Origin of the sequence: Synechococcus sp. CBW1004 (assembly GCF_015840715.1) — a bacterium.
Lineage (GTDB): Bacteria > Cyanobacteriota > Cyanobacteriia > PCC-6307 > Cyanobiaceae > Cyanobium.
Map to the genome: position 1 here is coordinate 614,155 of NZ_CP060397.1, position 24,828 is coordinate 638,982.

A 24,828-nucleotide genomic window follows, 5' to 3' on the forward strand; every position below is an offset into this window, starting at 1 on the left:
TCGTGCTGACCCTCTACCGCAGCAATCGCGCCGAGCTGCTCGCCCAGGTGCTGGCCACCCGCCTGTGGTTGGAGCCGCCCGGCCCTCTGGATCAGATCCAGGTGGTGGTGAACACCTGGCCCACGAGCCGCTGGCTGGCGGAGCAGATCGCCCTGGCCAGACCCGATCCGGCCGAGCCCGCCGGTGGCGGCATCGCTGCCAATCTGCGCTTCCCGTTCCCCGCCAGCCGCCTGCGCGCGCTGGTGGATCAGCTGCTGGCCGGCGAGGAGACCGCTATCGAGGGGGCTGACCCCTGGCGCGCCCAGAACCTGGTGTGGCCGGTGCTCGAGCTGCTGCCGGCCCTGCTGAAGGAACCCGAGGCGGCACCGCTGCGGCAGTGGCTGGAGCGGCGTGGCGCCGATCAACGCCAGCTGGATCGCCCCCTCTGGCAGCTGGGCCGTGCCATCGCCGATGCCCTCGACGACTACGGCCTCTACCGACCCGCCATGCTTGAGGCCTGGCTGGAGGGCCGCGATTGCGATGCGGCCGGACAGCCCCTGGCCGAGGCGTTGCGCTGGCAGCCGTTGCTGCTGCGTCGGCTGGCGCAGCGGTTGACGCGCCTGCCCTTCGGCCTGCGCGCCCGTCAGGCGATGGCCCTGCTGCAGCAGGGCCACCCGTCTGAGGAAGGTGGCGTCGGGGCCGGGCAGCCACTGCGGCTGTTCGGTCTGAGCAGCCTGGCGCCGGTGCAGGTGGAGCTGCTGCAGGCCCTCTCGCAGCGGATGGCGGTGGAGCTCTACCTGCTCACCCCCTGCCGCGACCTGTGGCAGCGCCACGATGCCCGCTCCGGGGAGCCGCTGGGCAGCGACTGGTTGCTGGAGGTGCCCGGTCTGGAGGCCCGCTTCGGACGGCTGGGAGCGGAGTTCCAGCAGTTGCTGGAGGCCAGCGGCGAGACCCAGCCGGGAACGTGGGATGACTACGACGCCTTTTTCCTGCCGGCCACGGCCGCTCGTGGCCCGGCCAAAGGCGCCCGCGGCCAGACCACCGCCTCTCACGGCCGGTCGGCAACGCTGCTGGAGCAGCTGCAGGAGCTTCTGGCGACGGGGGAGACACCCCCTGGGGAGGAGGAGACAGACGAGGCAGAGACTGCCGGCGCCTCGGGGGGCGAGGAGGCCGACACCGGTGCAGCCGCCGACCCCCTTGCAGACGCGGCCGAAGGCCGATCCGCGCGACTCCTCCACCGCGCCCCCGATGACCGTTCCCTGGAGTTCCACGCCTGTCCCGGCCGACTGCGCCAGCTGCAGATCGTGCGCGATCGGCTCCTGCAGCTGCTGGCTGCGGATGACACGCTCGAACCACGCGACATCCTGGTGATGACGCCCCAGGTGGAGGCCTTCGCGCCGCTGGTGGGGGCGGTGTTCGGCGACAGCGAGGCCACCGGGGTGGCGCTGCCCTGGCGCCTCACGGACCGCAGCCAGCAGAGCGAAGCCGGCATCAGCCAGGGCCTGCTCACCCTCCTGCAGCTGGCCGGTGACCGGCTCACGGCCACCGCCCTCGAGGCCGTGCTCAGCTGTGGGCCACTGCTGCAGCGGCAGGGGATCGACCCGGCCGAAGCCGGTGAGATCACGGCACTGCTGCAGCGCTGCGGCTTCCGTTGGGGCCTCGATGCCCGTGCCCGCGCCGGTGATCCCTGCCACAGCTTCAGCTGGGCGATCGACCGGCTGGTGCTCGGCCTGGTACTGCCCGAGACGCCGGGGCTGGCCCCGGCGGAGACGGCGCCGCTGGCCTTGACAGGGACCCTGGAGCAACAGGGCCGCTGGCTGGCCCTGTTGCGGCAACTGCGGCAGAGCCTCACCTGGCTGGGGCAGGCCCGCACCGTCGCCGACTGGGTGCAGGGACTGCGCGACCAGCTGCCGCTGTTGTTCGGCGATGGCGGCGAACGGGCCTGGGAGCTGCAGGGCCTGCAGGCGGTGCTCGCCGACTGGAAGGCGATCGCCGGCGACAGCCCGCTGCTGCTCGAGGCGCCGGTGGTGGCGGAGGTGCTGGCGGAGCGGCTGAGCGAAGGCAGCGGCCGCTTCGGCCATCGCTCCGGTGCGCTGACGATCAGCGCCCTGGAACCGATGCGCGCCATCCCCCACAAGGTGGTGGTGCTGCTGGGTCTCGATGCGGGCGCCTTCCCCCGCCAGCGGCAGCGGCCGGGCTTCCATCTCCTCGAGCAGCAGCGGCGCCTGGGCGATCCGAACAGCGGCGATCAGGACCGCTACGTGCTGCTCGAGAGCCTGCTCTCGGCCCGGGCGCACCTGCTGATCAGCTGGAGCAACCGCGATGAGCGCACCGGCGAGGGCCAGGAACCGGCCGCGCCGGTGCGCCAGTGGCTGGATCTGCTGGCGCAACAGCTGAAAGGCCCGCTGCCCCTGCGCGAGCACGCCGCCAGCCCGCTGGAGCGCCGCAACTTCCTGGCCGAGCCGCCCTGGCCGCCCGCCAGCTGCGATCTGCGCCTGCTGCAGGCCCGCCGCCAGCTGGAGCAGGCGCCCGAGGCGGCGGTGTTGGGCCTCGCGTGCCGTGAGCCGGAGCCGAGCGTGGGCGTCGACGAGGCGCACAGCGGTCGCGGCGGCGTGGCGCCACCGAGCCCTGCTGACGACCAGCCCATGGCGGCGGAGCCGGCTGCTCACTTCCCCGCGGAGAGCGCATCGCCTGCTGAAGCCTGGGCCGACCTGCGGGCCTGGATCGAAGCCCCGCAGGCCCGCTGGCTGGAGGAGTTGGGTCTGCGGCCGCGTGAGTGGGACGAGCCGGTGCGCGACCTGGAGGATCTGCAGCTCGATGAACGCCGGCGCGCCTCCCTGCTGCGAGCCCAGCTCGATGGCGACGGTCTGCCGCCGCCGGAGGTCGAACCCGACTGGGCCGGACTGGAGCGGGGCCGGGGCGTGCTGCCGCCACGGGCCGCCGGGGAGCTGGAGGTGGTCCAGCTGCAGACGCGTTGGCGATCGCTGCAGGCGTGTCTGGAGGGTCTCGGGCCCGCCCACCATGAGCCCGCCAGCTGGCAGGGCCTGGAGGCGGTGTTGCCCTGGCGGGGCGACCAGCTGGTGCTCGCGCACACCGCCAGACCCCGCTGCCGCCAGCGACTGCGGCTGTGGCTGGAGCTGCTGCTGGCGTCAGCCGCAGGCCATGCCCCGACTGGTGCCGCCCTGGTGGGGCGCGACAAGCAGCGGTTCCGGCTCCTGGAGCAGATCCAGGCCCCAACGCCCTCCCGCGCCACCGAACTGCTGGAGCAGCTCATCCAGTGGCGCGAGGAGCATCGCCTCAGCTGCTGGCCCCTGCCTCCGGAGACCGGCTGGGCCTACGCCGCGGCCGAGGCGGCGAAACCGGGCGAGGGCAGGGGCTGGAGCAAGGCGCGGGAGGCCTGGGAGGGGGGCTTCCACAGTGATGGCGAGCGACGTGATGCGGTCCAGGCCCTGTGCTTCGGCAGCGATCAGCCCCTGGCCGAGCTGCTCACCCCAGTGGTGGAGGAGCTGGCCCTGGCGCTGCATGGGCCGATGCTCGAGCTCCGGCAGGAGGTGAAGGCGTGACGCTGCCTCCCTTCGAGCCCAACGCCATGCCGCTCACTCCGGGCATCCGCCTGCTCGAGGCCAGTGCCGGCACGGGCAAGACCTTCGCTCTGGCCCATCTGGTGCTGCGGCTGGTGAGCGAGGGCTCGCGGCCCCTGGCGATCGAGCAGCTGCTGGTGGTCACCTTCACCGCCGCCGCGGCCGCCGAACTGCGCGACCGCATCGCCGGCCGTCTGCAGAAGGCCCTCGGGCTGCTTGAAGCGATCGCGGCAGCCAGCGCGGACCCCGACGATCCGGCGCCTCCACTGCCGCCCGATCTGGATCAGCCGCTGCGCGAGTGGCTGGCGGCCCAGGGGCCGGATCCGGCTCCGCTGCTGCGTGGCCGTCTCCTGCTGGCCCTGGAGCAGCTCGATCGCGCCGACATCACCACCATTCACGGGTTCTGCCGCCGCACCCTGCAGCGGCAGGCCCTGGAGGCGGGACTGGGGCCGGCGGTGGCGCTGGAGAGCGGCGCCGCCGAGCGCCGCGGCCAGATCGTGCATGACTACTGGCAGCAGCAGGTGCTGCCCCTGCCCGCCGGGCACCTGGCGGGCCTGATCAGTCGCGGCGTCGGCCCCGATCGTCTGGCCGTTGTGCTGCAGGCCCTCGATGGCGATCCGGCCCTGGAGCTCGATCCCCTTCCTGAGGGTGTGGAGCTGGAACAACCCCTGGCCACCCAGCTGCAGGCCCGCTGGCAGGCGAGCTGGACGCGGTTCGCGGAGCTCTGGCGGCGCGACGCCGAAGAGCTGGAGCACAACCTGGCCGCCAGCGCCAATGCCGCCAAGGCGAGCGGCATCGACTACCGCCCCTATCGGCTCAAGCCCAGGCCGGACAAGCTCGACACCGTGAATGGCTGGCTGTCTGGCCTCGAGGAGCCTCCCGGCTACGGAGATCTCCTGGAGGTGAAGCCGCTGCGCGACTACTTCCACCCCGGCCCGGTGCAGAAGCTGGAGAGCGCTGCGCACCCCGAGGGCACCCGCCTGCCCCAGGCCGAGCTGCTGCAGGCCATCGCCGATCTGGTGGATGGCCCTGCGGAGCTGCTGCTGCTGCATTTCGCCCACTGGGGCCGCGCCGAACTGGCGCGTCGACGCGAGCGCAGCGGCGAGATGGGCTACGGCCAGCTGCTCGAGCAGCTCGATCCCGGCGAGCAGGTTGACCCTGGCGACACGTTGGGGCCTCGCGAGCAGCCGGATACACCGCTGCTGCGCGCCGTGGCCGCTCGCTACCGCGCCGCCCTGATCGACGAATTCCAGGACACCGATCCGATCCAGTGGCGCATCCTGCAGGGAGCCTTCGGCGGCGATCCCCCCCGCCATCTGCTGGTGATGGTGGGCGACCCCAAGCAGGCGATCTATCGCTTCCGCGGTGGTGAGCTGGCCACCTACCGCCGGGCCGCCGTGCAGGCGGAGGCCCGCTACGGCCTCGTGGAGAACCGCCGCTCCAGTTCCGGCCTGATTGACGGGCTGAATGCGCTGATGCGACCCGGTCTGGTGCGCTCCGAGCTGGAGGTTCCCGAAGTCCTCTGCCGGGCCCGTGGCGAGGAGCTGACCCTGGAGGCCGGAGAAGCGTCACTGCAGCTGCTGCAGCTGGAGCCCGACCAACTGGAGAAGCAGGTGGCGGCGTTCTGCCAGAGCCTGCTCGAGCGCCATCTGCGACTCTGCAAGGGGGCCAGCCACCGGCTGTTGGAGCCGGGCGACCTCTGCCTGCTGGTCAGCACCCACAAGGAGGCGGAGGCCCTGCGGGTCGCCCTGGAGCGCCGCGGCCTGCCCAGCCGGTTGGTGAGCCAGGGGGATGTGTTCGCCAGTGAGGGAGCCCTGGCCCTGCAGCGGTTGCTCGATGCCCTCGGCGCCCCTGGTGATCCGGGCCGCCTGCGGCTGCTGGCCGCCTCCACCCTGCTCGGGTGGAGCGCCGAGCGGATCCGCAGCGCCACGCCCCAGGCCTGGGATGGGCTGGCAGAGCGGATCGCCCGCCTGGCGGAACGACTGCCGCAGCAGGGGTTGACCGCGGTCCTCGGACAGCTGCTGTCCGGCGAGGGCCTGGCCCGGCTGGCCCTGCGCGGCCGCGCCCTGGCCGATCTGCAGCAGGCGGCCGAGCTGCTGCAGGAGCAGATGCATCGCCAGGGCCTGAGCCCGGTGGCCGCCGCCGACTGGCTGCGAAACCTGCGCCTGCAGGAGGAGCGCGAGGTGCCTGAGGAGCACCGCTGCCGCAGCGATGCGGCCGAATCGGCGATCGCCGTGGTGACCATCCATCGCAGCAAGGGTCTGGAGTATCCGGTGGTGATCTGCCCCAGCCTGTGGCGTGGCGAACGGGCCACCCGCGGCGGCAGCGCCAGCGTGGGCCGTCGCTGGCGGCCGCCCGGCAGCCGGCGCCCCCGCTTCGATCTGCACCTTGACCCTCGCTGGGGACCGGGCCGCGACGCCGCCCTCCAGAACGCCGAGGCCGAACGTCAGGAGGCCGAGCGCAAGGCCTATGTGGCCTGCACGCGGGCCCGTCACCTGCTCGTGCTCGGTTGGCCGGGTGCCGATCAGGCCCAGCAGGGCAATCCGCTCAGCCCCTGGCTGGTGGACGAAGGCTCGGAGGACGGTCTGCGGCGGTTGCCCCTGCACAGGATCGATCCCGACGCCCTTCCACCCGCCCGGCCACGCTGGCGACCCGGTCCATCTCGCGGAGAGCTTCAGGCGGGACCGCGGCCGGAGCGCAGCCTCGACAGCCGCTGGGGACGCGCCAGTTATTCCGCCTGGACCCACGCCGCCGCCGCCCTGCCGCCGGAGGCGCGCGATGAAGGCCGCGACAGCGACGCCCTCAGCCGCGATGGCGAGGACGCCGTCGCCGAGGTCGGCGAGGGTGTGGAACCGGGCGCTGAACGGAGCCACGATCAGCTGCCCGCATCGGCATCCGCATCCGCATCCGCATCCTGGCCTGCCCTCGGCCCCCTGGCCCGCTTCCCCCGCGGGGCGGGGCCGGGGGATGCCCTGCACCGCATGCTCGAGCTGATCGACTACCCCGCCCTGGCGGCCGGCGACCTCGAGGCGGCCGCTGGTGTGGTGTCGCGGGAGCTGGACCGCGCCGGCCTGGCGGCCGATCTGGCCGGCGGCGTGCTCACGGCCTTCCAGCAGCTGGTGCAGACCCCCCTGGGCGGTGAGCTGGGCAGCCTGCGACTGGCTGATCTCGAGCCGGCTGGCTGGCTCAATGAACTGGCCTTCGATCTGCCCCTGTCCATCGGCCCGGAGCGGCTGGTGCGCAGCAGCGGCCTGGCGGAGGTGTTCCGCCGCCACAACGGCGGCCGTTTCGGCAGGGACTACGCCACCCAGGTGCAGGCCCTGCGTGTGGCCAGTCGCGGTTTCCTCACCGGTTCGATCGATCTGGTGTTCCGCTGTGGGGAGCGCTGGTGGGTGGCGGACTGGAAGAGCAATTTCCTCGGCCGGCGCGATGCTGGCGGTGCCGTGCTCCGCTGCGGCCCGGCCGATTACTCCGGTGCGGCGATGGAGCAGCTGATGGCGAGCAACCATTACCCGTTGCAGGCGCACCTGTACCTGGTGGCGCTGCATCGCTACCTGCGCTGGCGCCTGCCGGGCTATGCCCCGGAACGCCATCTGGGTGGCTACGCCTACGTCTTCCTGCGGGGCGTGCCGGGTCCGGTGGCAGGCGAGATCTGCGCCGATGACGTACCGGGGGTGCTCGTGGAGCGGCCGCCTCTGCAACGCCTGCTGACTCTCGACGCGCTGCTGCGGGAGGGCCAGCCGTGAGTGTCCTGGCCCCGGCTCTGCTCGACAGCCTGCGGCGTCTGTTGCCCATCCCCACGGCCGCCCGCCTGGACGCGACCGCCGACCTCGCCCTGCAGCAGGTGGTGACGGCCCTGGCCGCTGCCCTCGAGCGCGGTGAACTGGGCCTCGATCTCGACGCTCCTGCCCCGGAAGCCGTCCTGGTGGCGGAGAGCGAGCCGATGGCGGAGAGCGAGCCAACGGTGGTCGAGTCCGGGCCGGAACCGCGATCGGGACCGTTCCGTTCCGCACGCACCAGCGGCGCATCCGGCGCTGCCCACAGCGGCGCGGGCAGCCCAGACGCGAGTCAGAGCGACAGCCCTGTCACCAGGGCCAGCGTTTCTCCCACGCCGCCGGCCTGGCCCGACGACCATCTCGCGGCACTGGAGGCCTGCGGCTGGCTGGTGGATGCCAGCGCTCTCGACGAGGCGCCGGAAGCCCCGGTGGTGCGCGATGGGCACTGGCTGCGCTGGCGGCGCTGGCATCAGCAGCTGCACCACTGCACCTCCACCCTGATCGCCCGTGGCCAGGCGAGGTTGGCGCCCGCCCCGAGCGCCACCCAGCGGGGCCAGGCCCTGCAGAGGGCCGCGGCTGCCGGTCTCGATCCGCAGCAGTGCGGAGCCGTGGAGGCTCTGCTGCAGCACCGTCTGGTGCTCCTCACCGGCGGGCCTGGCACCGGCAAGACCTCCACCGTGGTGCAGATGCTGGCGGCCGCCCGGCGCCTGCAACCTGACCTGCGAGTGCAGCTGGCGGCTCCCACCGGCAAGGCTTCCGCCCGTCTGGGGAGCGCCGTGGCGGCGGGGGCCGCGGCCCTGGAGCCCAGCCTGGCCGAGCGGTTGCGGGATCTCCCCTGCGGCACCCTGCACCGGCTGTTGGAGGCCCGCGGTGACGGAGCGGGCTTCCGCCGCGGACCGGCGCTGCCGCTGGAGCTGGATCTGCTCGTGGTCGATGAGGTCTCGATGGTTGACCTTCCGCTGATGCAGGCCTTGCTGGCAGCCCTGCCCGAAGCGTCCAGGTTGCTGCTGGTCGGCGATCCGGATCAGCTACCGCCGGTGGGGCCTGGAGCGGTGCTGCAGGAGCTCTGTCGCTCGACATCCCTCACCGCCCTTGGCCCGGCCGCAGTCGAGCTGCGCACGACCTACCGCAATGACGGAGCGATCGCCGCGCTGGCCGCCACGCTGCGCCACCGCTCCGGGCCGGGTGCCGATGGGCTGGAGATCCTGCGCCCTCGGCTCGCGCAGCTCCAGCCCGGCGACAACGTGCAGTGGCTGGAGGTGCCGGCCAGGCGCCTGCCGTCCAAGGCGCTCGAACGTCTGTCCCTGCATCAGCGGCGCCTGGCGGAGCTGGCGGCGGAACTGGGGAGGCTCGATCCGCAGATCGGGGGCGAGCCCGATGGGGCCGATGCCCTGCTGACCGAACTGGAGCGGCTGATCCTGCTCAGCCCGATCCGCCAGGGACCCTGGGGCGTGGAAGGGGTGCACCGGGCCCTGCTGGGCGAGGACCTGGCCGGACCCCTGCAGGGCTGGCCCCTCGGCACGCCCGTGCTCAACCGCCGCAACCTGCCGGAGCAGGGACTGGCCAACGGCGACATCGGGGTGCTGGTGGCTGGCGCGGGCGGGGGCTGCCTGGTGCTCTTCCCCGGACGGCGCCTGCTGCATCCGGCGCGTCTGGCGGGAGCTGAGCCCGCCCTGGCGCTCACGGTGCACAAGTCCCAGGGCAGCCAGTACGGCGAGGTGCTGCTGTTGCTGCCGGCCGGTCGCCCTCTCGATGCCAGCCTGCTCTACACCGCCCTCACCCGCGCCCGGGAGCAGGCTCTGCTGATCACCGAGCTCTGAGCTGCCCCTTCCCCTGCTAGGGCCGCGGAGCGTCCCCAAGGCCTCCGCCACTCGCCAGCGTTCGCTTCATCACCGGCGATCGACTTCCGTCCTGGATGCGGTTCTGCCGCATCCGCGCGCCCTGATCGGGCCGAACCGCGTCCGGCGGGTTCCACGGCCCCACCCGGGCTTTCTGCCTACGTTGAAGCGCTGCCGCCGCAACCCTTGCACGCCCGAGACGCCATGGATCCGGACCCTCTTGCCCTGGCCTCATCCGTGGCGGGACATGGCCGCAGCGAGCGTCCCTGGGGCTGGTTCGAGACCCTGGCCGAGGGGGAGGGCTACCGGGTGAAGCGGCTGCGGCTGCACGCCGGGCGGCGCATCAGCCTGCAGCGCCACCGTCACCGCTGCGAGCACTGGGTGGTGGTGGACGGGCAGGGCACGATCGAATGCGGCGGTCAGCAGCTCGAGGCCGTCGTCGGCACGACGGTCTTCATCCCGGTGGGTGGCCTGCATCGCGCCAGTGCCGGGGTCGAAGCGCTGGAGATCATCGAGGTCCAGCGGGGATCTCTGCTGAGCGAGGAGGACATCGAGCGATTCGACGATGATTTCGGACGTGTGGTAAAGTCTTTTATCAGCCTTTGAACCAGGGCAAGGCAACATCGAGCGTCCAACCGGCGGGGATTCTGCTGCAGACGCTCACCCCAAGGTCTGTTGCCGGCCTGAGTTGAAGGATTCATCAGGCCCCAGATCTTGACCATGACGATTCAGGGTGACGCCCTTGCCGGCGCCACCGTGCGCGGCGCTGCCATGCCCGAGACGGTTGTTGCTGCAACGGCTCAGGTTGACGACAGCTCGCTCCAGTGTGGCGACGTGTCGATGAGCACCCCGCAGGCCCCTGTGGAACATCCCCAGGGCGCCGGCAGCCCGGACATCGCCCCGGACCTGCTGCTCGACTCGGCCCACACCGAACCGACCGCCTCTTCCGGATCCCTCCCGGCATCTGACGCCGAGAACGGCTCACTGCCCGCGGTGCACGGTGAAGCCATGGCCGCTCCTGTCGCTGACGACGTCCAGGCCGAGCCGATCTCCGGGGTGGCATCGGAACCCGCCGCTGATGGTCCGGCTGCCGGTTTCGCACCCTTCGGTCTCGGCGACGATCTCCTGCGTGGGCTCGCCGATCTCGGCTTCCAGACCCCCTCGCCCATCCAGCAGGCCGCCATCCCCGAACTCCTGCTCGGTCGCGACCTGGTGGGTCAGGCCCAGACCGGCACCGGCAAGACGGCCGCTTTCAGCCTGCCGTTGCTGCACCGCCTCGATCCGCAGCAGCGCACCCCCCAGGTGCTGGTGCTGACCCCCACCCGTGAGCTGGCCATTCAGGTGGCCGATGCCATCAACAGCTATGCCGCTCATCTGAGCCGTGTGCGGGTGGCGGCCATCTACGGCGGTTCCGATTTCCGCGAGCAGATCCAGCAGCTGCGCCGCGGTGTTCAGATCGTGGTGGGCACCCCGGGCCGGGTGATGGACCACATGCGTCAGAACACCCTCGACCTGAGTGGGCTGCGCACCCTGGTGCTCGATGAGGCCGATGAGATGCTGCGCATGGGCTTCATCGACGACGTCGAATGGGTGCTCGAGCAGCTGCCTGCCGAGCGTCAGGTGGTGCTCTTCTCCGCCACGATGCCGCGGGAGATCCGCGCGCTGTCGCATCGCTATCTGCGCGAGCCCGCTGAGGTCACGATCCGCACCAACAACGCCGACGGCAAGCGGATCCGTCAGCGGCACCTGGTGGTGCATCCCTCTCAGAAACTCGAGGCACTCGAGCGGGTGCTCGAGGCCGAGCGCTCCGAAGGGGTGATCATCTTCGCTCGTACCAAGGCGGTCACCCTGACCGTGGCCGAATCGCTGGAAGCGCACGGCTACGAGGTGGCCGTCCTCAACGGTGACGTGCCCCAGGCCCAGCGTGAGCGCACGATCGAACGCCTGCGCGATGGCCGTGTCGATGTGCTGGTGGCGACCGACGTGGCCGCCCGCGGGCTGGATGTGGAGCGCATCCAGCTGGTGATCAACTACGACATCCCCTTCGATGGCGAGGCCTATGTCCATCGCATCGGCCGTACCGGCCGTGCCGGCCGCCGCGGTGAGGCGATCCTGTTCCTGACCCCGCGCGAACGGCGCTTCCTGGGTGGGTTGGAGCGGGCCGTCGGCCAGCCGATCGAAGCGATGGAGGTGCCCGCCAACGCCACGATCAACCAGCATCGTCTCGACCGCCTGCGCGAGCGTCTCACCGAGGCCCATCGCCAGGCGCCCGTGAGCGATGAGGAGCGTGCATTGCTCAGCGAGATCGTGCAGCGGGTGGCAAGCGAGCAGGGCTGCACCGGGGAGGAGCTGGCCATGGCTGCCCTGGCGCTCACCCTGGCGGGCCGACCGCTGTTGATCCAGGGGGAGGACCGTTGGACAGTCCCCCAGCGCTCAGCCCGCGAAGGCGGTCGCGAGGGGGTGCGTGATGGCGGCCGGGAGCGCGTCTCCCGCGATGGCTCCCGCCGGCAGGCACCGGAGCGTCAGGACGGCCCGCCCGAACCGCACATGGAGCGTTTCCGCATCGAGGTGGGCTGGCGCGATCGGGTCAAGCCGGGCAACATCGTGGGCGCCATCGCCAACGAAGCCGGTCTGCAGGGTCGCGCCATCGGTCGCATCCGCATCTTTGATGCCCACAGCACCATCGATCTGCCCCGTGGCATGCCTGAGGACGTCTTCCGCGACCTGCAGCGCCTGCGGGTCATGAACCGCGAACTTCAGATCTCCCGCCTCGACGCCTGAGGCGGGGACGGCTTCGTCCCTCCCTCCCCACGACAGCGCTTCATGGACCACGTTCTCCCTCCGAGGCGATCGAGACCCTCCCGGTGGCTCCTGTTGCCGGGAGCGGTGATCACCGCCCTGGCGCTGTCTGCGTCAACCCTGCTGGAGCGGCCCGCCAGGGCCGGCTCCACCATGGGGGCGATTGTGCGTGCGTTCTGTCTGTCCGCGTTTGAGAACGAAATGTCCCAGGCGGGGAGGACCCCGCCCCAGGGCATGGCCAACTTCGCCTGCAGCTGCGTCGAGGAACGGCTCCGCAGTGGGAATGCGCTGGAGTCCGCCAAGCGCGACTGCCGCCAGGCGACGGCCCGTCGCTATCCGATCTGACTCCACAGGGTGGGCAAGGCCCTGCGGGCCTGGCTCCTCTGTCTGTGTGCCACAGCCTGAGCTCAGGCGCACAGACCCGTCACCTCGCCGGTGGACATCTCGCAGAACTCCGCCAGTGACAGGCGCTCCACAGCCATGACGAGCGAGTGCTGCACCTCCACCGCTTCGCTGGCGACGAGGGCCTGCAGCAGATCGAATTGATCCTGGCGAGAGAGCTCGCCGTCCTCACACCAGGCGAGGCTCCAGGGAACGGGGGCCGTCATCACGGGGATCGCGGATCAGGATTTGCTGACATTGGGACAGTTTTGCGGATGGCGAGGCGATCTTCCGATTTGCTTCGCATCTGCTTCAAACCTCTTCACGCATGGCCCGCAACCCGGGCCGGCGAATCCCGGGTTGTAGGCTGGCTTCGATTCCAAGGCGTTCAGGCTCCCTTCGGCACGCCCAGCTCGCTGTGACCCTTCAGGGCTCGACCCTGCCTCCAGGCTTCGATCTCCGGCTTCACTGTTCAACTGGCTCCCTGGGACATCCCGGCAACAGACGAATCGCATTCGCTTTCAACAGTTCCAGGCTCCATTCATGACCATTTACGTGGGCAACCTCTCGTTCCAGGCCGAGCGGGAAGACCTCCTCGATCTCTTCGGCCAGTACGGCGAGGTGCGCCAGTGCAGCCTGCCCCTCGACCGTGAGACCGGCCGCAAGCGCGGATTCGCTTTCGTCGAGCTCGCCGACGACGCCTCCGAACAGAAGGCCATCGACGACCTCCAGGACGTGGAGTGGATGGGTCGCATGATCCGCGTCAACAAGGCCACCCCCCGTGAAGGCGGCGGCGGCGGCGGCGGTCGCGGCGGTTATGGCGGCGGCGGCGGCGGCGGTCGCTCCGGCGGCGGCGGTTATGGCGGCGGCGGTGGTGGTCGCAGCGGTGGTGGCGGCTACGGCGGCGGTGGCGGCGGTGGTTATGGCGGTGGCGGTGGCAACCGCTGGTGATCCGCTGACCAGCAACGACGATCCGGGGCTCTCCAGGCTGCTTCGGCGCCTGGAGCCCCATCGACGCACCCTGTGGCTGGCTTCCAGCTGCTCGGTGCTCAACAAGCTTTTCGATCTGGCGCCACCGGTCCTGATCGGCCTGGCCGTCGACGTCGTCGCCAGGCAGCAGACCTCCTGGCTGTCCAATTTCGGCTTCAGCACCGTTCCCGCCCAGCTGACGGTGCTGGCGGTGCTGACGTTCCTGATCTGGAGCGCCGAGTCGCTGTTCGAATATCTCTACGGCCTGCTCTGGCGCAACCTCGCGCAGACGGTGCAGCACGAACTGCGGCTCGAGAGCTACGACCACCTCCAGCATCTGGAGATGGCCTTCTTTGAGGCGGGCAGCAGTGGACGGCTGCTGACGATCCTCAACGATGACATCAATCAGCTCGAGCGCTTTCTCGATCACGGCGCCAACGAGATCCTGCAGCTGATCACCACCGTCCTGGCCGTCGGTGCAGCGATGCTGGTGCTCTCGCCGATGGTTGCGGGTGTTTCATTTCTGCCGATTCCGGTGATCCTGTGGGGCTCCCTGCGTTTCCAGCGCCGCCTGGCCCCTCGCTACGCCGAGGTGCGGGAGCGGGCAGGCGCGATCGCCTCCAGCCTGTCCAACAATCTCGGCGGCATGCTCACGATCAAGAGCTATGCGGCCGAGGCCTGGGAACTGCAACGTCTCGGGGAGGAGAGCCAGGCCTACCGGCTGAGCAACCGCCGTGCCATCCGTCTGTCGGCGGTATTCGTGCCGCTGATCCGTTTTGCGATCCTGTTCGCCTTTCTGGCGATTCTGGTGATCGGAGGCCTGCAGGCCTGGCGGGGCACCATCGCCATCGGCACCTACAGCTTTCTGGTGTTCGTCACCCAGCGGCTTCTGTGGCCGCTCACCACGCTGGGCCGCACCCTCGACGATTACCAGCGGGCGATGGCCTCCGCACGCCGGGTGCTCGATCTGCTCGACACCCCCATCGCCATTCCCAGCGGCGAGCGGCGGCTGGAGCCGGACACGGTGCGTGGCGAGCTGCGCTTCGAGTCGGTCACGTTCGCCTATGCCGATCGTCAGCCGTTGCTCGAGGGTCTCGATCTGCGGGTGCCGGCCGGCAGCACCCTGGGCATCGTCGGGGCCACCGGTTCGGGCAAGAGCACGATTGTGAAGCTGCTGCTGCGGCTCTATGAGCTTCAGGGCGGCCGCATCCTGCTCGACGGCGTGCCCATCCAGACGCTTGACCTGCGGGACCTGCGCCGCGCCATCGGCCTTGTCAGCCAGGAGGTGTTCCTGTTCCACGGCACGGTGGCGGAGAACATCGCCTATGGCAGCTTCGCCGCCAGCCGTGCTGCGATCGAACGCGCCGCCCTGCTGGCGGAAGCCGCCGCGTTCATCGAGGCTCTGCCCCACGGCTACGACACCGTGGTCGGGGAGCGCGGCCAGCGGCTGTCCGGCGGCCAGCGCCAGCGGATCGCCCTGGCGCGCGCCATTCTCAAGGATCCGCCGGTGCTGGTGCTCGATGAGGCCACCGCCGCGGTTGACAACGAGACCGAGGCGGCGATTCAACGCTCCCTCGAACGGATCACCGCTGACCGCACCACCGTGGTGATCGCCCATCGGCTCAGCACTGTGCGTCACGCCGACCGGATCGTGGTCATGGAGCACGGCCGCATCGTCGAGAGTGGCGATCACGACGGGCTGCTGCGCCGCGGCGGTGCCTATGCCGGGTTGTGGCGCGTCCAGGCCGGACTGAGGCCCGAGGAGGAGCTCCGCCTCTGATCGGCGGGGAACGGAGCGCCGTTCTCAGCCTGTTGCCGAAGCGTCTCAGGCTGAACATCGTCGTTCACAGACTGTGAACTAGTGTCTCGCGATGACATCACCCGTGGCCCCGCGCCCGATGCGGCCTCGTTCCCGTCAACCCTTTTCCGCTGCAGTCGGGCTGGCCATGCTGGTGGGCCTCGGCACCGGCCTGGTGCTGGCCCGGCCCCTGGCCGGTCTGCTCAGCGAGCCGGAGGGCAAGGATCAGTTCTCGCTCTCCAATCCCTTCTCCGCCTGGGGGCAGGGCATCGGTCGCCAGAACCTGCTGGTCCTCGGAACCGACGTGGGCGGTGGCAACACCGACGTGATCGCCGTGGTGCATGTCGCCGACGGTGTCACCAAGGTCACCCAGATTCCGCGCGACACCTACGTGGAGGATCCCCGCTTCGGGCCGGTGAAGATCAACGCTCTCTACAGCCTCGGTGGCGTTGACACCATCAAGGCGGAGCTCTCCACCCAGCTGAATCGATCGATCAAGCACCATCTGGTCGTCAATCTCGCCTCGATCCGGCGTATGGCTGATCAGCTGGGCGGCATCGAGGTGGATGTTCCGAAGCGGATGTTCTACGTCGATCGCAGCCAGGGGCTGTCCATCGACCTGCAACCCGGGGTCCAGACCCTGCGCGGGCGCGACCTGGAGGGCTTCCTGCGCTTCCGCCATGACGAGACCGGAGATCTCGGCCGCATGGAACGTCAGCAGCTGGCGCTCAAATCCCTGTTCCGCAAGCTCTCCGAGCCCCAGAACCTGGTCCGCCTGCCCGCCCTGCTGCTGGCGAACGGCAAGGACATCCAGACCGACCTCGGTCCGATGGAGCTCGGTGGGCTGATCACCAGCATGGGCGGCACCACCCTCAAGGCCCAGCGTCTGGATGGACGCCCCTTCGATCAGGGTGGCGTCAGCTACTGGGATGCCGACTGGGCCAGTGCTGATGAACCCCGGGGCAACGAGGCGGCTGAGGAGTCCTCCGCTGCCTCCCCTCCCGGCGGTTCCGGAGACGGCGAGCGTCCTCATCGCTTCCTTTTCTGAGCCGCGTGCTTCTCGCCCCGGTGCAGGTTGTCAGGATCCTCCTCGGGGACCATTGGCCTGCTCGCCGATTCGGAACCATTGCCGTTTCCCTCGTCGCCGTTGCTGCGATCCGAGAGGGTGATCAGGGCCAGCAGCAGGGCCAGCAGCGCCAGCAACGGGCTGGAGGCGGCCACCGTCACACCCAGGGCGGCGGTGAACCAGATCGAGGCGGCGCTGCTGAGTCCCTTCACCTCCGGTTTGCCGTTGTGGCGCGAAGGACGGGGGGTGAGGATCTCGCCGGCGCCCAGAAAGCCCACCCCGGTTGCCACCCCCTGGATGACGCGGCTGCGGGCCTGAGGATCGGATCCGGCCGCCATCACCATCAGGGCGGCGCTGAGTCCCACCAGCACATGCACGCGCAGCCGGTTGGGATGGGGCGTCGCGCCGTGATGGGCACGGTTGATCCCCACCGCCATCCCGCAGAGCACCGCCAGGCCCATGCGCAGCAGCGCTTCGATGTCGGGAGTGAGCTGCAGGATCATGGAGGAGATGGCGACCACAGGACCACCCGAAGACCGGGGATGCCGGGGTAGCGGCCCGGTTGGCCCGGGCGGTGAGCCGTTCCAGGGATGGCTGCCATCGTGACAACAGCTGGCATCGTGGCAAGTCCGGGGCGGCGGCGCTTTGCTGGCGTGGCCCGGCCAACGATCGGCTACGGAAGGCGCTGAAGTGACTGCCGATCTGCTGCGCAACACGCTCAAGCTGGCCACTGCCGCCTTCCTCACTGCCGCGATCGCGGTCTGGAGCGAGCGGATCGCCTACGTCTGGTACCCCCTGCTGGCGGTGATCATTGTCGTGGATGACAACGACGATCACACCCTGGAGGCCGCCACCGGCCGGATCATGGGCACCGTGCTGGGTGGCCTGATCACCTTCCTGGTCCATACCGTCCTCAGCGGTTGGATCGGGGTGCTGGTGTCGATGCTGCTGATGGTTCCGGTGCTGCAGTTGCTCGGTTGGCAGAGCGCCCTGGGAACGGCGGGCATCACCAGCATCATGTTTCTGATGATCCCCACCCACGTCGCGCTGAACTGGGACTACGTGTTCAACCGTGGTCTCGATACGGTCGTGGGCTGCCTCGTCGGGATCGGGGTGGGGTTGCTGTTCTGGCCACGCAACGCCCGGTCGCAGATGGAACAGGCGGATGGGCACCTGCGCCGCCAGATCGCCGACCAGCTGCAGCGCTACCGCGACTGGCTGGAGCGGGGCCACAGCCGGCCGGCTCCCCTCGATCCGGCGCCACTGACCAGTGATCTGCAGCGGCTGGAGCAACTGCTGGCCCAGGAGCAGGCTGGGCCCCGCCGCCATGCGCTGCAGCAGGGCCGCTGGGAGCAGCGGTTGCGGCTGTGGCAGCTGACGCACTTTCACTGGGTGGCCTGGGAACGGCTTCTGGCGGAGCTGCCTGAGGAGGAGATTGCGGCGTCTGAGCCGTTGCGCCAGGTCGTGCTGACCCTCGGGCAGCAGCTGCTGGGTGAGCCTCGGCCGCCGCCGCCGCGGCAGCCACAGCAGTGGCGCCAGCTGGCCGCCGGGCGTCAGTTGCCGCTGCTGCCCCTTCTGGCGCTGGCTGAGGAGTGGCGGCCGCTGCATGCCTGCCTGGGCGGACTACACCGCACCGCCACGACGTGATCAACCGCACCGCCCTGCGCACCGCCGTCACCACCGGCCTGGCGAATGCCTTCGCCAGCCTGTCGGGGGTGCAGGACAGCCAGTACGCGCCGCTGGCGGTTCTGTCAGTGGCCACGGGGAGCTACGGGGGCGCCCTGCAGCTCGGCCGCCAGCGCCTGCTCGGCACGGCCCTGGGCGCGGCGTTGTTGCTGGTGGGCTACGAGGGACTCAAGGAGCTGCCGCTGCCGCTCGGGCTTGCCATCACCCTCGGCGGCTTGCGGCTGCTGGGAGGCCTGCTGCAGCTGAAGGTGGGCTACAAGGTTGGCGGCATGATCATCGTGATGGGCTGGCTGGTGCATGAGGGCAGCCTGGCCAGCTGGCTGCCGCTGCGCTTCTTCTGGATGGCCTTCGGGGTGCTGTTCACCCTGCTCAGCCTGCGGCTGTTCTGGCCGGCTCGCGGCCGCGACCAGATCTTCTCGGCCTACGCCAATCTGCTGGCCCAGCTGCAGCTGGCGTTGTGTCAGCTGGCGGATGGGCTCCTGGCGGATGACCTCCAGGCCGGGAGCATGGAGGGCGAAGGCCCGCCGCTGCGGGTCGCTTCTGCAGGCGAGGATGCCCAACGGGCCCACCCGGTGCGCTCCCGGGCCCTCCAAAGGCAGTTGCAGGCGGCGCGGAGCCTCAGGCCGATCCTGCTGCAGGAACTGGGGACGCGGCCCGGCCGCCATCCCGCTGCCCTGCTGCTCGCCAAGCTGGACGCCACGGCGTCGCGGCTGGTGACCCTGGTGCGTGCCATGGAGCGCTCCGCTCCCGCCCCGTTGCCCCCGGCGCTGCTGCAGCCTCTCCATCGCGCCGAAAGCGACCTTCTCCGTGCCATGGCCGCGCAGCTGCAACTGTGGGAGCAGCGCATCCGCAGCCGGTCGCCTCACCATCACGGCGGCCTCGGCCTCCCCGAGCCGCCCCTGCAGGGGATGCGGCTGCCCAGCAGCTGGCAGCAGGTGGATCAACGCCTCAATGACCCGGCTCTCGACAGTGCCGGCAGCGAACGGCTGGAGCGCGTCGCCGTGCGCCTTTCGCTCTGCCGCCAGGCCGAGCGGGCCATCCGCGATGGCGAAGCCAGCTGGCGCATCATTCTCCAGCGACCCTGATTGGAAGGCCGAAGGCGAACAGTCCTTCCTGACTGCCGCGGATCCGCGCTCCGCCACTTTGGGCCTTCACTGGCTTCCGCTGGCAGCTGTCTGGCGTCAACGATGGTGCTTCACCGCCCCCCATCGCTGTGAATCTCCTGCGCCAGGGCTTCCGCCAGGGCCGGCAGGCTCGAGAAGGCGCCACTGGCTCCGGCCAGCACCCACAGCCCCGCTGCCACCCTCGCGCTCATGGGACATCCATCGCTGCAGTAACTCACCGGTATGAGCTGGAAGCGTCCCCGCGACGCCAGGGCGGGATCCAGCCGCGCCAGCTCCTGGCGCAGCAGGCGCTCCAGCCAGGGTGCATCGGGTTCGCCCTCGTCACCACCGAGGGCATCGCCGGGTGGCAACCAGCTGATCTGCCCGGCCAGCAGCCCGTTCCCCCACGGAGCCAGTCCCACGTCCACCACCCAGCGCCGGCCGCCGTGGGCGTGCCCCAGCCGTTCCAGGCCCGGCCGCTGCAGGTGGCGCGGAAACACCAGCCAGCCGCGCTGAACCGCCCTCAGCCAGGGACCCTCACCCTGCCGGTGCCTCTCCACCAGCACCCCCGCCCAGCTGCAGCGCAGCCGATCGGTCAGGGCGGGCCAGAGACCGCGAGAGGCCGCGCCGGCCGCCAGCAGCACCCGCCGCCGTTCCAGCCTGCTGCCGTCCCGCAGTTGCAGAGACCAGCCTTTGCCTCGGGATTCCAGCCTGCGGACCGGTTGCTCCCGTCGCTGGACCCTCGCCCGCCTCAGCGCTCCAGGCAGTGCCTCCGCCAGAGCCACCGTGTCGACGCGTGAGAAGGGAAGCGGCACCGGCAGGGGTGGCAGTCGCGCCAGGAGGCCATCCAGCGGCCGATCCCCCATCCGTGCCATCCAGGTCCGGTGATCCCGAGCCCCGGGAGCCGAACCGGGCCTGGGTGCCAGCCCGTGGGTGACCACGGCGCTGGTGTGCCATCCCAGGGGGCCATGGAAGGCCTCCAGCTCCCGCCAGCGCTCCGCGGCAGCAACCCCGGCCACGGCTCCGTAGCTGAGCGCGGTGGCTGCCGGCAGGTCATCGGTGCTACACGGCGGCCCGATGAGTTCAACGGCCATGCCGCGTCGGGCCAGGGCCAGGGCCGACAGGGACCCCGCCAGACCGGCCCCGATCACCGCCACCGGGACGGAATCCGGAACCGGGGCCGGATCGCCGGAGGCCGCCATCAGCGCCTTCCTCAGATCTGAAGGGTGAACGAGGTGATCACCCGCTCGAACAGCTCCTGCACCTTGGGCCAGCGCACCTCGTTGGTGCTGGCGGCGAAGGTGTAAAGCCGGCCGCGGTCACTCACCACCGTGGCCAGTTCGTGGCGATCACGGTCCGCCAGATGCACGGCGTATTCCAGGTCATAGAAGATGTGGCCGCCCTGCTCCCGTTCGCGCGCCTCCACCAGTTCGGCGGAACGGCCGCTGCCCTCCGGGGCGATCACCACCCGCCGCAGCGTCTCGCCCACCGCGACGGCGCTGCCGAGGTTCTCGACATCGCGATCGGGCTTCACCTCGGAGATCACCAGGCTCAGTGTCTCGTCGCTGTTGATCAGGTCGTGGAACACCACCTGGGGCCCGTTGCTCACCTGCACGCGCGTCCAGCCGGTGGGATAGAGGAAGGCGTAGCGGCCATCGGGGCTGCTGAAGGAATTGAGGCCCGCGGCGGCGGCGCTGCAGGCCCCCAGCCCCACTGCCAGGACGCAGAGCAGGACCAGACTGAACAGCAGGCGCGGCAGCCGGCTCCAGGAGGCATTGAGGCGTGCGGCGAGACCCATGGCGGCGCGTCGGATGGGCCGCATTCTCCCCCGGCCGCGGACCCACCCGTCGGGAGGACCTCGCGGCCTGTCCGGTTCCGGGCAGTCCAGGGTGGGGTTCCGCTCTGTCCGGGGTTCTGCCTGACGTGAGGCTGCCCAGCGGCCGGAGCGGATGGTTGCCGCATTCGGCAGACTGGGCCGCGTCAGGCGCCCGCCCCCACTCCTTGGCTCTACGGACTCGCGCTCTGACTCTGGCCCTGGCCGGCCTGCTGCCCGTGCACGGTGCGCTGGCCGCACCGCTCCCATCAGCGTCTCCCGGCAGGCTGAGCACCACGACCACGGAATCGCTGGAACGCAGCTGGCAGCGCCTCGATGCGGAGCTGCGTGCCCTCGATCAGCTGTTACCCAGCGAACCGGAGCCGGTGGTGCGCGACGTGCTCAGTGTTCCGGAGCTGCCGCCCAACCTGATCCGGGCCAATCAACCTGCGGCGGGTCCGATCCAACCGGCGCAGACCGATCCCGCCCCCCCGCTGGCTCTGCCTGGTGCGCAGCAGCTCCAGGCGGGCGGCATCGCCGGTGTGAGCCTGGAGCAGGCGCTCGCCATCGCCTTCTCCAACAGCGCCGGCCTGCAGGCCCAGCGTGAGCAGGTGGCGGCGTCCCTGGCGACGCTGCAGGCCGCCATGGGCTCCTACTGGCCCCGGATCACCGCCTTCGCCGGCGGCGGCTACGAGCGCAGCCGCAGCATCACCACCTCCCTGGCCGGCAACAACACCCTCGGCTTCGGCCCCAATTTCGATCCACCCAACGGCGCCTTCTATGTGCCGGAGGGGGGCTACGCGACGCTCACCGAAGGCAGTGCCACTTTCGAGGGCGGGGTCCAGCTGGATTACGCCCTGCTCGACTTCGCCCGCACCCCGAAGGTGCGCGCCGCCCGGGCAACGCTCGCGCAGCAGCGCAACCTCTACGCCAATCAGTTGCGCAGCCTGCAGCTGCAGGTGAGCGAGGCCTACTACCAGCTGCAGCAGAGCGAGCAGCTGGTGCGCGTCTACGACGCCAACCTGCGCAACGATCTGGTGATCCTGCGCGACAGCCTTGACCTCAAGCAGGCCGGCCTGGTGCCGCGGCTGGATGTGCTGCGGCGCCGGGCCATCCAGGCTGCCGACGAGGAGAGCCTGATTCAGGCGATGGCCGACCGGGCCGTCGCCCGGCGCCAGCTGGCCCAGCTGCTCAACCTGCCGCCTGAGGTCACCCCCAGCGCCAGCGATCCGATCGTGGTGCAGCCCCGCTGGCCCCTCGATCTGGAGGCCAGCCTGCTGGCCGCCTACCGCGGCAACCCGGAACTGGAGGCGATCCTGGCCACCCGTTCGGCTCTGGCGGAGCAGAAGCAGGCCACCGCGGCCGCGCTCCTGCCGAAGTTGTCCCTCTTCGCCAATGCCGGAGGCAACAGCAACCAGACGAGCCTGGGCAACTTCGAGATCGGTGGCGGAGGCTGCTGCGGCGCCACGGCCCTCCCCCTGAGCAGTGGCAACGGCTGGGACTGGTCGGTGGGCCTGACCTTCACCTGGCTGCTCTTCGATGCCGGCACCACCGCCGCCGAGGCCAGGGCGCTTTCCAGGCGGGAGGCGGCCGTGGCCCAGCAGTACGCCGCCAGCCGCAACGACATCCGCCTGCGCCTCGAGCGGGCCTTCTTCAATCACGAGGCCAGCCTCGCGAAGCTCAGTTCCGCCCGCCGCGGCGTGGCGGCCTCCCTGGAGGCCTTCCGCGATGTGCGCCTGCGCTATCAGAGCGGGCTCTCAAGCGAGGTGGATCTCTCGATCACCCAGGATCGCCTGATCAGCAGCCTGGTGCAGCGTCTCAACGCCACGGTGAACGTCAATGTGACGTATGCGCGCTTGTTGCGTGAGCTCCTGCCGATGCCCAGGGATCCCAGCCAGCCGCTGGTGCCCCAGCTGCAGCTCAGCGGCACCGCCCCTTGAGCGGCAGCGGCACGATGGTGTCCCGTTCGCTGACGCTCAGCCCGCTCTGGCGCAATGCGCTGCGGCTGTGGCTGGCGTCCACCCTGGCGATCGGAATCATGCTCTGGTGCGGCCAGACCAGCCAGCTGGGCTGGGCGCTGGTCCTGGCGGTGATCTTCATCAACGAGAACGACATCTCGCCCCTGCGCAGCATCGGGCAGTTGCTCGCCGCAGCCATGGTGGGCCTCCTCACGGGGCTGGTGGTGCATCACATCGCCACCGGCTGGCTGATGCTGGCCATCGGGATGCTGCTCGCCGGAGTCCTGGTGCGGGCCCTCGGGCTGCTCAAGGGCCTGTCGATGGGCTATCTGATGAGCTGGGCGATCGGCACCACTCCCGCAACCGCGAGCTTCTCCTGGACCCTGGCTTACGAGCTGGGACTGGCCGTGGTGGTGGGTACCCTGTGCTCCCAGGTCGCCACCTGGGTGTTCTGGCCCCGCTCCCCCCTGCGCCAGCTGCCTGAGCTGGAGCGCGGTCTCGCCGCCCAGCTGCTCGATCAGATCCGCCTGGTGGATCGCTGGCTGCGCGAGGGTGGTCCTCCCCCTGCCTCCCTCCGCTCCCGCCAGCTCCTGCCCCAGATCCAGCAGCTGCAGCAGCTGCGCAGTGCCGCCCATCCAGTGACGTCCCCCCGTCAGAAGGTGCGGCTGCTGCGGCGCTGGGCCCAGGCCGGCGACCTCTGGCGCCAGCTGCTGCGCCAGTGGCTGCTGCTCGAGCCCATGCTGCTGCTGTTGCCCGCGCCGCTCCCCCCGTCCCAGCCTCGCCTGCTGCTGCTCGGGCGTCTGGAGCTCCTTCAGGCGAGGTTGCAGGGCGATGCAACGGCCCCGCAGGCTCTGAGCCCCGTCGCTCCCTCCGCTCCCGCCTCGGCATGGATCGCGGAAGCCGATCATCTGCAGGTGTCACCCCCGCTCCTGCTCGCCCTCGCGGCGCAGAGCCAGGAGTTGGAACAGTTGCTACGTGGCCGCACACTCTGTCGTCGCGGCCTCGAGCGCCTGCTTGGCGCAGAGCCATGAGCGGCTCCTCAATGCGCGACACCTTCCGCCTCGCGCTGACCGTGGCGGCGGTGAACGGTTTCACCACGCTCACGGGTCTGCCGTTCGGCACCTACGCCTCCCTGGCCGTGCTCACCGTCACGGTGGGCAGCTACGGCAACACCCTCGAGCTGGGGCGTCAGCGCCTCATCGGCACCCTCATCGGCGGTGTGGTGGTGGCGTTCGGCTACACCGCCTGGGGCCACCTGCCGCTGATGATCGCCCTGCCCCTGGCGCTGCTGCTCGCCAGGCTGATCGCCGGCTCCCTGCGGCTCACCGTGGGGTACTCGGTCTGCTGCTTCGTGGTGGTGATGGGCTGGCTGGAGCACGACCAGCAACTGACCGACTGGATCCCGCTGCGGCTGTTCTGGACCGCCTTCGGAATCCTGGTGGCGCTGCTCAGTCTGCGGCTCTTCTGGCCGTCGCGGGCCCGCATGGAGCAGCGTCTGGGCTTGCTGGCGCTGCTCCAGGACCTGGGAGGCGCCCTTGATCTCTTCAGTTCCTCCCTGCCCGCCGCCGAGCGCAGAAGGCTGCTGGGACCCCGTCTAAGGGATCTGCGCACCTCCCTGCTGCGGCTGCGGGAGCAACGTCAGGCGGCCCTGCTCGAGCTGGGATCCAGCGCGGAGCAGCATCCCATCGCCCGCATGTGGGACCTGCTCGATCAGGCCTGCGAGGCCCTGCTCATCGATCTGGACGCCCTGCGCCGTCAGAGTGAACTGCCCTGGCAGCACTGGGGGCTGGAGCGGGAACACGACGCCACCGTGCGGTTCATCGCCAGCGCCGCCGAACGGTTGTGGCGCTGGCGGGAACAGCTGCGCGGTTCGCTGCACCTGCAGCTGCCGCCCCCCGAGCCGCTGCCCCTGCTGCCGCTTGAGGTGCTGCAGGGCAGCTCGGAGGCCCTGAGTCGACTCGAACCCGGGCAGCTCTCCGCCGTCGCGGCGCGGTTGATGCTGCTCAATCGCATGGATCACACCCTGGCGTCCACCGAACACCAGTGGCGGGCGCTGCTGCGCTGAGGCTGCTCCCCCGGAT

Annotated in this window: 18 protein-coding genes; 14 read left to right on the forward strand and 4 right to left on the reverse strand. The window is 70.5% G+C overall.

The window, feature by feature from the left end:
* The first annotated feature begins 2 nt into the window (after nucleotides 1-2).
* The 6 genes from H8F25_RS02965 (at nucleotide 3) to H8F25_RS02990 (ending at nucleotide 12,318) form a co-directional block, all read left to right on the forward strand.
* On the forward strand, nucleotides 3-3,542 hold the full coding sequence (locus tag H8F25_RS02965) for an exodeoxyribonuclease V subunit gamma (RefSeq protein ID WP_231597023.1): 3,540 nt from the start codon (nucleotides 3-5) through the stop codon (nucleotides 3,540-3,542).
* A complete protein-coding gene (locus H8F25_RS02970; protein WP_197211948.1) occupies nucleotides 3,539-7,306 on the forward strand; it encodes a UvrD-helicase domain-containing protein in 3,768 nt (1,255 codons plus the stop codon). The genes H8F25_RS02965 and H8F25_RS02970 overlap by 4 nt, the downstream gene beginning before the upstream one ends.
* Nucleotides 7,303-9,156 carry an AAA family ATPase gene (locus H8F25_RS02975; RefSeq protein ID WP_231597024.1) on the forward strand — a complete coding sequence of 618 codons (1,854 nt, stop codon included), beginning with the start codon at nucleotides 7,303-7,305 and terminating at the stop codon, nucleotides 9,154-9,156. Before H8F25_RS02970 ends, H8F25_RS02975 begins: the two co-directional genes overlap by 4 nt.
* A 222-nt stretch (nucleotides 9,157-9,378) precedes the next feature.
* Entirely contained in the window at nucleotides 9,379-9,780 is a 402-nt protein-coding gene (locus tag H8F25_RS02980; RefSeq protein WP_197211949.1) for a phosphomannose isomerase type II C-terminal cupin domain, read from the forward strand.
* 114 nt (nucleotides 9,781-9,894) lie between these two features.
* A complete protein-coding gene (locus tag H8F25_RS02985) occupies nucleotides 9,895-11,955 on the forward strand; it encodes a DEAD/DEAH box helicase (protein ID WP_231597025.1) in 2,061 nt (686 codons plus the stop codon).
* A gap of 93 nt (nucleotides 11,956-12,048) precedes the next feature.
* Nucleotides 12,049-12,318, forward strand: coding sequence for a hypothetical protein (locus tag H8F25_RS02990; protein WP_231597026.1), 270 nt, complete (start codon nucleotides 12,049-12,051; stop codon nucleotides 12,316-12,318).
* A gap of 62 nt (nucleotides 12,319-12,380) precedes the next feature.
* On the opposite strand, the gene H8F25_RS02995 is transcribed toward H8F25_RS02990, so the two are convergent.
* Nucleotides 12,381-12,581: a hypothetical protein gene (locus H8F25_RS02995; RefSeq protein WP_197211951.1), complete on the reverse strand. Its 201-nt coding sequence runs from the start codon at nucleotides 12,579-12,581 to the stop codon at nucleotides 12,381-12,383.
* Between the two features lie 316 nt (nucleotides 12,582-12,897).
* Here H8F25_RS02995 and H8F25_RS03000 point away from each other — a divergent pair, with 316 nt between their 5' ends.
* The 3 genes from H8F25_RS03000 to H8F25_RS03010 all read left to right on the forward strand — a co-directional run bounded on the left by H8F25_RS03000 (nucleotide 12,898) and on the right by H8F25_RS03010 (nucleotide 16,169).
* Complete coding sequence (locus tag H8F25_RS03000) at nucleotides 12,898-13,305, forward strand: RNA-binding protein (RefSeq protein WP_197211952.1); 408 nt, start codon at nucleotides 12,898-12,900, stop codon at nucleotides 13,303-13,305.
* Nucleotides 13,277-15,103 (forward strand): ABC transporter ATP-binding protein, encoded by a 1,827-nt coding sequence (locus H8F25_RS03005; RefSeq protein WP_197213376.1) that lies wholly within the window; start codon nucleotides 13,277-13,279, stop codon nucleotides 15,101-15,103. Before H8F25_RS03000 ends, H8F25_RS03005 begins: the two co-directional genes overlap by 29 nt.
* A gap of 118 nt (nucleotides 15,104-15,221) precedes the next feature.
* Nucleotides 15,222-16,169 (forward strand): LCP family protein, encoded by a 948-nt coding sequence (locus H8F25_RS03010; RefSeq protein ID WP_231597027.1) that lies wholly within the window; start codon nucleotides 15,222-15,224, stop codon nucleotides 16,167-16,169.
* Here the strand turns inward: H8F25_RS03010 and H8F25_RS03015 are convergent.
* Nucleotides 16,151-16,690: an MgtC/SapB family protein gene (locus H8F25_RS03015; RefSeq protein ID WP_197211953.1), complete on the reverse strand. Its 540-nt coding sequence runs from the start codon at nucleotides 16,688-16,690 to the stop codon at nucleotides 16,151-16,153. The two genes, H8F25_RS03010 and H8F25_RS03015, sit on opposite strands and share 19 nt — an antisense overlap.
* Before the next feature lie 187 nt (nucleotides 16,691-16,877).
* Here H8F25_RS03015 and H8F25_RS03020 point away from each other — a divergent pair, with 187 nt between their 5' ends.
* Nucleotides 16,878-17,834: an aromatic acid exporter family protein gene (locus H8F25_RS03020; protein ID WP_197211954.1), complete on the forward strand. Its 957-nt coding sequence runs from the start codon at nucleotides 16,878-16,880 to the stop codon at nucleotides 17,832-17,834.
* Entirely contained in the window at nucleotides 17,831-18,958 is a 1,128-nt protein-coding gene (locus H8F25_RS03025; protein WP_197211955.1) for an FUSC family protein, read from the forward strand. The genes H8F25_RS03020 and H8F25_RS03025 overlap by 4 nt, the downstream gene beginning before the upstream one ends.
* Before the next feature lie 110 nt (nucleotides 18,959-19,068).
* Here the strand turns inward: H8F25_RS03025 and H8F25_RS03030 are convergent, their stop codons facing one another.
* Entirely contained in the window at nucleotides 19,069-20,178 is a 1,110-nt protein-coding gene (locus tag H8F25_RS03030) for an FAD-dependent oxidoreductase (RefSeq protein ID WP_197211956.1), read from the reverse strand.
* 11 nt (nucleotides 20,179-20,189) lie between these two features.
* The gene (psbP, locus tag H8F25_RS03035; RefSeq protein WP_197211957.1) at nucleotides 20,190-20,774 is read right to left on the reverse strand and encodes a photosystem II reaction center PsbP; all 585 of its coding nucleotides are present in this window, start codon (nucleotides 20,772-20,774) and stop codon (nucleotides 20,190-20,192) included.
* A gap of 203 nt (nucleotides 20,775-20,977) precedes the next feature.
* On the opposite strand from psbP, the gene H8F25_RS03040 reads away from it, so the two are divergent.
* Genes H8F25_RS03040 through H8F25_RS03050 form a run of 3 tightly spaced genes read left to right on the forward strand, consistent with a single transcriptional unit; the run spans nucleotide 20,978 to nucleotide 24,812 of the window.
* Nucleotides 20,978-22,729: a TolC family protein gene (locus H8F25_RS03040; RefSeq protein ID WP_197211958.1), complete on the forward strand. Its 1,752-nt coding sequence runs from the start codon at nucleotides 20,978-20,980 to the stop codon at nucleotides 22,727-22,729.
* Nucleotides 22,726-23,778 (forward strand): hypothetical protein, encoded by a 1,053-nt coding sequence (locus H8F25_RS03045; RefSeq protein WP_231597028.1) that lies wholly within the window; start codon nucleotides 22,726-22,728, stop codon nucleotides 23,776-23,778. Before H8F25_RS03040 ends, H8F25_RS03045 begins: the two co-directional genes overlap by 4 nt.
* Nucleotides 23,775-24,812 carry an FUSC family protein gene (locus H8F25_RS03050; protein WP_197211960.1) on the forward strand — a complete coding sequence of 346 codons (1,038 nt, stop codon included), beginning with the start codon at nucleotides 23,775-23,777 and terminating at the stop codon, nucleotides 24,810-24,812. Before H8F25_RS03045 ends, H8F25_RS03050 begins: the two co-directional genes overlap by 4 nt.
* Nucleotides 24,813-24,828 lie beyond the last annotated feature (16 nt).